Consider the following 9,632-nt stretch of genomic DNA (forward strand, 5'->3'; position numbering starts at 1 on the left):
ATAGGGTAAGCCGGCATACACGTTCACGGAGTTACGGATTCACAGGGACGGGGTTCTTATAAGGCACTCCGCGGGAACACGGCAGGCATGGACGGCCCGTGAGCGCATCGGTCCCAACCCCGAATTCGTCCGGGTCTTTACAAAAAATGCGGCGCACTATTACAGGTAGGAAGACCTGAGCGTCAACCCGAAAAACACCGATCTCCCGTCAAGGTTTCTCGTTTTGCCCCATGCCTTGACCTGGTTATACCCGTACGCGAGCTCTACAAAGGCGCCTATAGCGGGAGAAAAGCTTACTTCAAGGCCGACCCCGCCGACCACACCTTTCGGCGATGTCTTATCGATGTCGTTAGCCGCGCTTTTGACTGATGACCCGTCTTTATAATCCATTTGGCTTCCGGATACAAGGAGGGTTAACTGGTACGCGGCAAGGATATACCCCTGGCACTGGATGCCCTTGAAGTACGATCCGTAAATGTATCGAACCCCCGGACCGATTCCCAGAAAACCAAGCGTGGCGGAATCGTCGTCGGGCGCGGTCGCGGTCACCGGAATGTTCGGGTTCAGGTCCTTGTACGCGGCGAGCTTGTCATGGTTCCAGTTCGTCATATGTATGGTTCCGCGCATGTAGACGTCGAGTCCGTTGCCGTTCCGGTCGCGCTCGCGCCACAGGAACCCGTCGAGCACGATGTTTGCCAAAGGAGAATCATAGAGGTTGCTGACCTCCTTGTCCGCGATCGTGGAAAACCCGTAGCCGAGCCGGAAGAGCGAGGCCCTGGTCAGGATATTGTCTTTCCTCCCGATTACGCGTACCGGTTCCGCCTGGTCCGTCTCGTGTTCGGCGATCCATTGTTCAAACTCCCGGATACTGTCTTCACGGCCATCGACGAGGAAGGCGCCAAGCGCCTGGGCACAGCGCCCCATGCTGTCCCGCATACGGAACTTGAGTGTCTTGACCCTCGCGAGCACGATGTTCCCGCTGGTACGATCAAGTATCTTGGCCGTGATATAGAACTTGCCGTCCAGAAAGGACACATTCCCGTAGATGATGTAATCGGTCTTGATGCTTTCCATGAGCTTCTTGATGCAGGCATCGTCGTAACAGGCGTCAAGGCTCATCTTGAGCTCCTCTGCCGCGATAACCTGGCGCACCTCGTCATCCGAGGTGATTGTGAATTGACCCGCCGCAATGATCTCCTCGGAGATGTAGTCTTTCATGAGCGAACCGGCCGGGTCTGCTGCCGGCAGTCCCTGGACGACGGCGAACGGTTTCAGGTAGATGGTCTTTCGCGCGGCGGTAAGGGGCGTCAGGGAGGCTGCGAATATGACAGCGAGTGATATGATACACGAAACACGTCGTTTGTTCCTGCTCATGGCATACCCCTATTACACATCACAAGTTTCTTTTTCCCCGGCCTAACCAAGTGTCATCCCTTATGATTATCGCATCCTAGCCTGCACCTCGCAGGGGTTCAAGCGAAAAATTCCACAGTATCCGGGAGCATGGCCTGCCAACGGTATTTCCGGCGTCACGCGCGAACCAGGGAACACCGGGTGCCTTCCAAATGTGCTTGAAAAACTTCATGATCCGAAATACATGGTGTTACGGCCTTCGTTGTCCAGGCGGGAGGAACGATGTCAAACAGGGAAAAGTTCCGCGGCGTGTATACGGTCGTACCCACGCCGCTGCGCGGGGACGAACGCATCGACCATGCGGGTCTCGCACACCTGATTAATTATTACATTGAATCCGGGTGCAATGGGCTCCTTGTGCTGGGGAGCGGCGGTGAGTTTCCCTATTTCAACTTCGAAGAGCGGGTCGCCATCGTAAAAACCGCCGCGAAGGCGGCGCGGAAACGCGTCCCCGTGCTCGCGGGGGCCGGCTTTTGCGGGCTTGCCGAGACCCTCGCGTTCGTGGACGCGGCAGCCGTTCCCGGCATGGACGGTTTTCTCGTGATACTCCCCACCTATCATCCCATCGGTATCGATGAGGCCGTCTCGTTTTACACGCGGGTTGTATCGGCATCCAAAAAACCGGTCCTCTACTATCATTACCCTCAGATGACGGAACTTTTTTTCCCCGCGGCCGCGCTCGCGCGCATCCTCCTGCTCGAAGGCATCGCGGGCGCGAAGGAAAGCTCGCTCAACCTGGGCGAAATCCGCGCACACCTGGAGATCGTGAAGGTAAAGGATTTCGCGCTCTTCTCGGGGAACAGCTTTTCCCTGGTTAAGACGCTCGCGATGGGGGGTAACGGTGTCATATGCCAGATCCCGTCGTTCGCCCCGCTTCTCGTCACGGGATGTTACGAAGCGGCAACGGCGGGAGACCGCGCGCGCGCCGATACGCTCCAGCGGAAGATAATGGACCTCCTGCCCTTCCTCAATACCTTTGGACTCGCGCCCTCTGTCCAGAAGCGCGCGTATTCCCTCATTTCCCGCATGCCCTTTTCGCTGAAGAGCAAGAACCGCTCGCGCCACGCGGTGATCAAGGAAACCCTGCGCCAGATGGGACACCCGGTAACCGCCCGGGTGCGAAGCCCCCTTCCGCAGATAGGCGGCGGCGACCGGGAGATAATATCCGAATTTATATCCAGGCTAAAGCCGTTGTAGCTAAAAACGACATATCTTTTCGGGACTAATTCGTATAATGAATATTGACGGCCGGCGCGTTTTCAGGGGTCAGGACGAAATCCAGTACCTGTTCAGCGCCCTATCGGCTTCGTTTCAGCTTCGTTTCAGCTTCGTTTCAGCTTCGTATTAGTTTCGTTTCAACCCCACAGATTCTTTACCCGTTATCCAGTCATCATCCAGTCGTCAGTAATCCATGATCCAATCGTCACCGATTCACACGGCATACCGTTCCCTTCAATGAATGTTGAACACCTCCTTTTTCCGAAAATATTTACTTGTAATACCATCGGGCAGGTTGTATAAGAAATTCTATACAAGCATGGGGGGATATTCTTCATGAAAAAACCAAAAACGAAAAAAGCCGCGTCTCCAAAAAAAGCCTCCAGGCCGGTCGCGAAAGCGAAACCCAGACCCGCCGTTAAGGCAAAACCAAAAATAACCGCGAAAATAAAACCAAAGACGGCCGGAAAGGCAAAGCCCGTGGCGGCCTCCAGGCCCGCGCGGCCGGCTCCTTTAAAACAGGCGCCCGCCCCCATGCTGGCCGAGCTCGCCTCGCTGGCAAAAAAACTCGATGAGGCGCACCTTCTCGCGCTCGTGACGCAGGCGCGCGCTATCATGGAGCACCAGACATCTCCTCCCAGGACCGCCTCCCCCGTGGGAAAAACCGCCCCGGCCTTCACTGCCCCCATCGAGATCCCGCGCCAGGGCGATAAGCGCACCATCGAGGTCAAGGAGTCGGACGACAAGAGCTCCTTCATAATCGTGATCAACAATTCCAGGAACTTTTTCACCCTTCCGGAGATGCGCATACTGGTGAATATCTGCCATGCTGCCGCCGATTCGCACGACGGTTCGGCGCACCTGTACCAGTGGCTTACCGCGAAACGCAAGGACGTTCTCATCGACACGGACATAAAGGGTCCGTCGGACCAGGCACTCGCGACGATATACGAATACCTGATCGCCACATACGCGGTAAAAGAATAAATCCATAGTAATGGCGGCGCGCGCCGCCAGAGAGGCCGACCATGAAGGAACGACTCGCCGCGGGCATGCAGGCCCCGGACTTCCGCTTCGACTCACCCTGGGAGCAATCGCTCGATTTTCACAAGGCAATAGACGGCACGGGCGCGGTGCTCTATTTCCTGCGCTATATGGGCTGTCCCATCTGCCAGTACAAGATTTCCGAGATCATGCGCGACTGGGACAAGCTGCGCGCCTCGGGCAAAAAGGTGTTCATCGTGCTGCAGAGCGAGCCCGCCATCGTGAAGGAGCATATCGGCAGCGAGGAGATTTCCTTCGCGATCATTTGCGATCCCAGAGAGGAAGCCTTTAGACTTTATGGGGTGGCGCCCGGCAACATCCTTCACTATATCGCCCCCTCGGTGATCATCAAGGCCGTCAAGGCCGCGCGCAAGGGTTTTTCGCACGGCAAGAAAGAAGGAAAGGAGATGCAGCGTCCCGCCGTGTTCATCATCGACGGAAAGAAAAAGATAACCTACGCGTATTACGGGAAAAATATCGGCGACCTTCCTGAAAACGAGGAAATACTTAAAAGACTTAAATTGAAATAATCCCGCGCTGAAACATCGCGGGCGTTCGCGCTACGCGCGGTTTCACGGGCGATCTTCATTGGACGCCCGACTACTTGCGGAAAGGGAGGCAGGGGCATGAGCACTAAGCTATCATTCACGTCCGATGTGATCATAGTCGGATCGGGACCGGGCGGCGCCACCGTCGCGCGGGAACTGTCCAAGGCCGGGAAGAAGGTGTCGATCTTCGAGCGCGGCCATGATCATCGCGGTCGATTCTATTACGGCACCTATCCCGGGGCGATCGTCTACTCGGACAGGATGAGCTTCCTTTTCACCGAGGAGGGGCTCAATATCATCAGCCCCATAATGGTAGGGGGGGCGACCTCGATGTACTGCGGATGCTCCGCCCCGCCCCCGCCCTGGTTCAAGAAAAAATACCGGATCGATATCGACAAAGAGGTCAGGGAGACCGAGAAGGAGCTTGGAATCGCGCCCCTGCCCGCGGAGCTGCGCGGAAAGGCCTCGACCCGCATCGCCGAGGCGGCGGGTGCGCTCGGGTACAACTGGTTTCCCCAGCCCAAGTTCATGTCCCCGGCGCGCGCGAAGAAATTCAACTGCACCGCCGCGTGCATGCTGGGTTGCACGTGCAACGCGAAATGGAACGCGGGCGAATGGATCGACGAAGCATTGGGAACAGGTGCCCAGCTCTATACCGGCGCAAAGATAAGCAAAGTCATAAAAGACGGGACCCATGTCAAGGGGATCGAAGGCACCCTTGGCGGAAAAAGCTTCACGGCCACGGCACCCGTCGTGATTCTGGCCGCAGGCGGTATCGGAACCCCAAGGATTCTCCAGGCCTCGGGCCTCGCGAAAGCCGGCGAAGGAATGGCGATGGACGTCACGGTCATGGTGTACGGCACGACGAAAGAAAAAGGGATCGGCAAGGAGCCCCCCATGACATGGTCCTGGGAAAACGACGAGGACGGCTACATGCTCTCCACGCTTATCGACCCATGGCTTCTCTATCCCCTTGGCGCGATGCGCGTCGGAATTAAACAGGCCCTCATGTGGCCCAAATGGGGAAACATCCTGGGCGTTATGATAAAGCTCAAGGACGATATCTCCGGGGGTGTCTATCCCGGCGGCAGGATCAGCAAGCCGCTCACGCCGAAAGATACCGTGCGCCTCGCCCATGCCCGCGCCACGTGCGAGAGAATCCTCATCGAGGCCGGCGCCTCTCCCTCCTCCATTTTCATGCGCCCGCTCATGGGAACGCACCCGAGCGGGACAGTGCGGATAGGCACCATGCTCGACACGAATCTGAAGACGGAGATCGACGGCCTCTACGTATGCGACGCGAGCACCTTTCCCGAATCGCTCGACAGGCCTACGGTGCTCACGATCATTGGGCTCAGCAAGCGGCTGGCCGGGCATCTGCTGAAGAAGAAATAATAGGGCGGGGTAATCATATGAAGATACTCGTGACTGGCGCGACGGGATTTATCGGCTCCGCGGTAACGCGGGCGCTCGTGCAAAACAAAAAGTCGGTACGCTGCCTGGTGAGAAAGGGCAGCGACATCTCGAACCTGGAAGGCCTCAAGGTCGAATATGCCTATGGCGACGTGACCGACCTGGATTCGGTGCGCCGGGCGGTCAAGGGATGCGACCAGGTGATCCACCTCGCGGCCATTTACGCGATCTGGCTGAAAGATCCCAACCTCATGTACCGCGTGAACGTGAACGGCACCCAGAAGGTGCTCACGGCGTGCCGCGATGCGAAGGTAAAGAAGATCGTGTATGTGAGCTCTACCGCGGCGCTGGGCGCCCACGGCAAAACGCCTGCGAACGAAAGCGCCGTCTACAACATGGAATCCGCGGGCGACGATTATTTTAAATCGAAATTCCAGGCGGAGCAGCTGGTGCTCGATTTCGCCGCGAAGGGGCTGCCGGTGACGATCGTGAATCCCACCGTACCCATTGGCGCGCGCGACATCAAGCCCACCCCTTCCGGGGCGCTCATCATCAACGTCATGAAGGGCCTGCTGCCCGGCTATATCGACGGCGGGCTGAACCTGATCGACGTGGAGGATTGCGCCGCGGGGATCGTGAAGGCGCTCGAGCGCGGTAAGCGCGGCGAGAAATACGTGCTGGGAAACCGCAACGTGAGCATGAAGGAATTCTTCGACCTCATTGTCAAGGTCGCGGGCACGGGGAAGGCCCCGGCGATACGGTTTCCCGTGTTTATGGCCGTCCAGTCCGGGTACGCCTACGAGCTTCTCGCGCGCATCACGGGAAAGGAACCGCTTAATACCGCAGCATGGGTCAGGGTGGGGAGCCATTATTCCTGGTGGGATACTACCAGGGCCCAAAAGGAGCTTGGTCTTCCGCAAACCCCCGTGGAAAAGAGCATCGCGAACGCGATCGCCTGGTTCAGGGAGAAGGAATATATCTGACACATCTCCAGTCTCCGCGGACCGGCAGCCTTAATCGAGATCGGGAAGACAATGGCGGACCTCCGGGTATTCACCTGGATCGTGCGTAGATATGCACGCGCGTGGCATAAAAGCCCGGGGCATGAAACCGGCCGGGCAGAAAATTGTGGGGACTGGACGGAACAATGAAAGAGAATACCATAGTGACACCGCGCTGCGAGCCTCCGCACCTGCTTTTTCACCGCTATCCCGCACTCATAAAGACCGTACCCCACATCAACCTGGGAACGTATCCCACGCCCGTCGAACGCCTTGAGCACCTGGGCCATGACAGCCTGTGGATCAAGCGGGAGGACCTCTCGTCCCCGCTGTACGGCGGAAACAAGGTGCGCAAGCTCGAGTATACCCTCGCGGAGGCCCTTCGCGACAACCGGAAAAAAGTGGTCACCATGGGGGGAATAGGCACCAATCACGGGCTCGCTACGGCGATCTTCTGTAAAAAGCTGGGACTGTCCGCCAGGCTGCTCCTCTTCCCGCAGCCCGTTACGCACCATGTAAAGCAGAACATGCTTCTCTTCCAAAAGTTCGGGGCTGAAATGGTGTACTACAAGACCATGATCGGCGCCGGGGCGGCGCTTTACACCAGCCAGCGTCTTAAAAACCCGGGGGCCTATTTCCTGTTTGCGGGGGGCTCGTCCCCCTCGGGAACGATCGGCGTGGTGAACGCCATGTTCGAGCTTCGCGAGCAGGTGGACGCGGGGCTCATCCCGGAACCGGATTACATCTTCTGCCCGCTGGGATCCAACGGGACGATGGCCGGATTGTCACTGGGCGGCCTTCTCGCGGGCCTGAAATCACGGGTCATTGGTGTACGCGTTACGCTCGACCATGCAGGTCCCATCCAGATAGCGAATCCCTCGACCGTCACGGGCCTCATGAAGCAGACCCTTTCCCTTATGCGGCGACGTTCGGCAGAAGTTCCGGCGGTACGGCTTCCGGAGCCGCAGGTCATTAATTCCTACCTGGGCGACGGTTACGGCTGCCCCACTGCTGCATGCAGGGACGCCATTGCGCTCGTGAAGGATCGGGAGGGGGTCGTCCTGGATCCTACCTACACGGCGAAGACCTTCGCCGCCCTGCTCGATTTCCTCAAATCCCCCGGACACTCCGGCGAGACCATACTCTACTGGCACACATATAATTCCGTCGATCACTCCGCGCTTGCGGCGACGGTGGACTACCATGATCTGCCGCGCTCCCTGCACTGGGCGTTCGAAACAAATGAGGCGAAGGTGTAACCGATGGACCTGAAATCTATTCTTGAAGCGATCGCCGTCCCCCGCCCCAATTACAGCGCCGCCGTGGATAAAACGGCCGACTTCATCTCCGGCACGCTCAGCGCCTGGGGGGTTCCCTTCACCGCCCAGGAGTTCCCGCTGCGCCCGTGGATCATGCTCATACTGGCGATAACGATGCTCATTCTCGCCGGGCTTTTCGCATGGTCGGTCGCCAGGAAGCGCCCCCTGGCCGCGCTGGCGCTCGCGCTTGCCGCGCCGGCGATCCTGGTCATTGAGCTCGAGCTCTTCACCCCCGTGGTCTCCTGGGTGGCGGAAAAGCCGGGCAAAAATATCATCGTTGAATTCAAATCGGCCCATCCCGAAAGGGAACTGGTGTTCATGGCGCACTACGACTCGAAGTCCGATTTCTGGGACCATGAGGAGCGCGCGAGGGTGTACAGGTTTCTCCCGCTCTTCTTCGTTCTCGCGATAGCGCTCGCCCTCTGGACCTTCGCCGCCCGTCGCAGTGAAAAGCTCGGCAGCGGGGTTCCGCGCGCGATCGCCGTCGGACTCGCCGCATGCCACGTGCTATACTTCTGTCTCGTGGCCCTGGGATTCGGGGGCTTCATATTTGTCCGGGATGCGCACACCAGTCCGGGTACCGCCGACAACGCCACATCGGTGACGGCGCTCATGGCGCTCGCGAAGGATTTACGGGGCGGAAAGCTCGATATCGGCACGTCCAATGTCACTATTTTATTTACGGCAGGGGAAGAGGTAAATCTCCAGGGGGCCGATTATTTCCTGAAGCAGCGCGCGAAGGGCGCCCCGGGAATGAAACCCGCTCCCATGAGCGTGATCAACCTTGAGCTCGCCGGGCAGGTCGGCGACTTCTGCTATGCCGTCAGGGACGGCGTTTTCTTAAAATATTATACGCCCGACCCCGTACTCGTCGCTAAGGCCGGTGCGGCATGGACTTCCGTTTCCGGGCGGAAAATGGTAGAGGGGGAAGTAATCACCGATGACGCGCAAAGATTTATGGCGGCCGGAATCCCCTCGGTGACCCTGGGGCATAACGGCACGCCGGGTCCCGGATTCGGCGGCTTTCACTCGGAGAAGGATTCCATGGCACGGATCGACTTAAAGAATCTCGACCTCATGGTAAAGACGCTCGAGCGGCTTATCGTCTCATTTTAGCGAATCGACGAATTCCTTGAAGGCACCGCGATCGCCGTTGCGTACCGCGGTGATATTGATGCCGGTGTCCCAGTGGTCCTTGTTTTTGTCCGAGCGAATGACCACGCCCTCGCATTCCATGAGGTATTCCTTCTTTTTATGCTCGATGGTAATCATCATGAATACAACGGTATAGGGCTCCATGCGTTCGTTCGTTTCACAGAGCAGGCCGTTCTCGCTGATATTGATGCCTTTCGCCCCCACGAAATTCTCACGCGCGTAGGTAAGCTCCACCATCTGGTTTATCTCGAAACGCGGGTGTTTTCGTTTTTCCGCCACGATCGTCATCTGAGACCCCCTATTTTCGATTTTACCCCCGCGCCGCCGGACGCGGGCCCTGCCCTTGAGGGTATGCCCTTCTTTATTTTTAATTTTACTGGAAAAATGGGTCAATGTCAACCAAATCGCGGGGCCGATATTCGCTCTCCCGCATGGTAATTCTGTTGCATCCGCATGCCCCTCATGCATACTTCCCCTATGAAGACCCGCGCTCGGTTCGTTGTCCTGCCCCTCGGCCTGCT

Annotated in this window: 10 protein-coding genes; 7 read left to right on the forward strand and 3 right to left on the reverse strand. The window is 57.9% G+C overall.

Annotated elements, in window-relative coordinates; all coding sequences use genetic code 11:
* Positions 1-159 precede the first annotated feature (159 nt).
* Positions 160-1,374: a hypothetical protein gene (locus EPN93_11040; GenBank protein ID TAL35230.1), complete on the reverse strand. Its 1,215-nt coding sequence runs from the start codon at positions 1,372-1,374 to the stop codon at positions 160-162.
* Positions 1,375-1,635: 261 nt separating this feature from the next.
* On the opposite strand from EPN93_11040, the gene EPN93_11045 reads away from it, so the two are divergent.
* Complete coding sequence (locus EPN93_11045; GenBank protein TAL35231.1) at positions 1,636-2,610, forward strand: dihydrodipicolinate synthase family protein; 975 nt, start codon at positions 1,636-1,638, stop codon at positions 2,608-2,610.
* 182 nt (positions 2,611-2,792) lie between these two features.
* Here the strand turns inward: EPN93_11045 and EPN93_11050 are convergent, their stop codons facing one another.
* Positions 2,793-3,167 (reverse strand): hypothetical protein, encoded by a 375-nt coding sequence (locus EPN93_11050; GenBank protein TAL35232.1) that lies wholly within the window; start codon positions 3,165-3,167, stop codon positions 2,793-2,795.
* On the opposite strand from EPN93_11050, the gene EPN93_11055 reads away from it, so the two are divergent.
* From EPN93_11055 to EPN93_11080, 6 genes are all read left to right on the forward strand, one after another.
* Positions 3,166-3,618, forward strand: coding sequence for a hypothetical protein (locus EPN93_11055; protein ID TAL35233.1), 453 nt, complete (start codon positions 3,166-3,168; stop codon positions 3,616-3,618). The two genes, EPN93_11050 and EPN93_11055, sit on opposite strands and share 2 nt — an antisense overlap.
* Before the next feature lie 41 nt (positions 3,619-3,659).
* Positions 3,660-4,205 carry a redoxin domain-containing protein gene (locus EPN93_11060; GenBank protein TAL35234.1) on the forward strand — a complete coding sequence of 182 codons (546 nt, stop codon included), beginning with the start codon at positions 3,660-3,662 and terminating at the stop codon, positions 4,203-4,205.
* A 96-nt stretch (positions 4,206-4,301) separates the two neighbouring features.
* The gene (locus EPN93_11065; protein TAL35235.1) at positions 4,302-5,618 is read left to right on the forward strand and encodes a GMC family oxidoreductase; all 1,317 of its coding nucleotides are present in this window, start codon (positions 4,302-4,304) and stop codon (positions 5,616-5,618) included.
* On the forward strand, positions 5,516-6,619 hold the full coding sequence (locus EPN93_11070) for an NAD-dependent epimerase/dehydratase family protein (GenBank protein ID TAL35236.1): 1,104 nt from the start codon (positions 5,516-5,518) through the stop codon (positions 6,617-6,619). The genes EPN93_11065 and EPN93_11070 overlap by 103 nt, the downstream gene beginning before the upstream one ends.
* 164 nt (positions 6,620-6,783) lie before the next feature.
* On the forward strand, positions 6,784-7,896 hold the full coding sequence (locus tag EPN93_11075) for a pyridoxal-phosphate dependent enzyme (protein ID TAL35237.1): 1,113 nt from the start codon (positions 6,784-6,786) through the stop codon (positions 7,894-7,896).
* Between the two features lie 3 nt (positions 7,897-7,899).
* Complete coding sequence (locus EPN93_11080) at positions 7,900-9,072, forward strand: M20/M25/M40 family metallo-hydrolase (GenBank protein TAL35238.1); 1,173 nt, start codon at positions 7,900-7,902, stop codon at positions 9,070-9,072.
* On the opposite strand, the gene EPN93_11085 is transcribed toward EPN93_11080, so the two are convergent.
* A complete protein-coding gene (locus tag EPN93_11085) occupies positions 9,064-9,579 on the reverse strand; it encodes a PilZ domain-containing protein (GenBank protein TAL35239.1) in 516 nt (171 codons plus the stop codon). The genes EPN93_11080 and EPN93_11085 overlap by 9 nt on opposite strands.
* Between the last annotated feature and the right edge of the window lie 53 nt (positions 9,580-9,632).

This window comes from Spirochaetota bacterium (assembly GCA_004297825.1).
GTDB lineage: Bacteria > Spirochaetota > UBA4802 > UBA4802 > UBA5368 > FW300-bin19.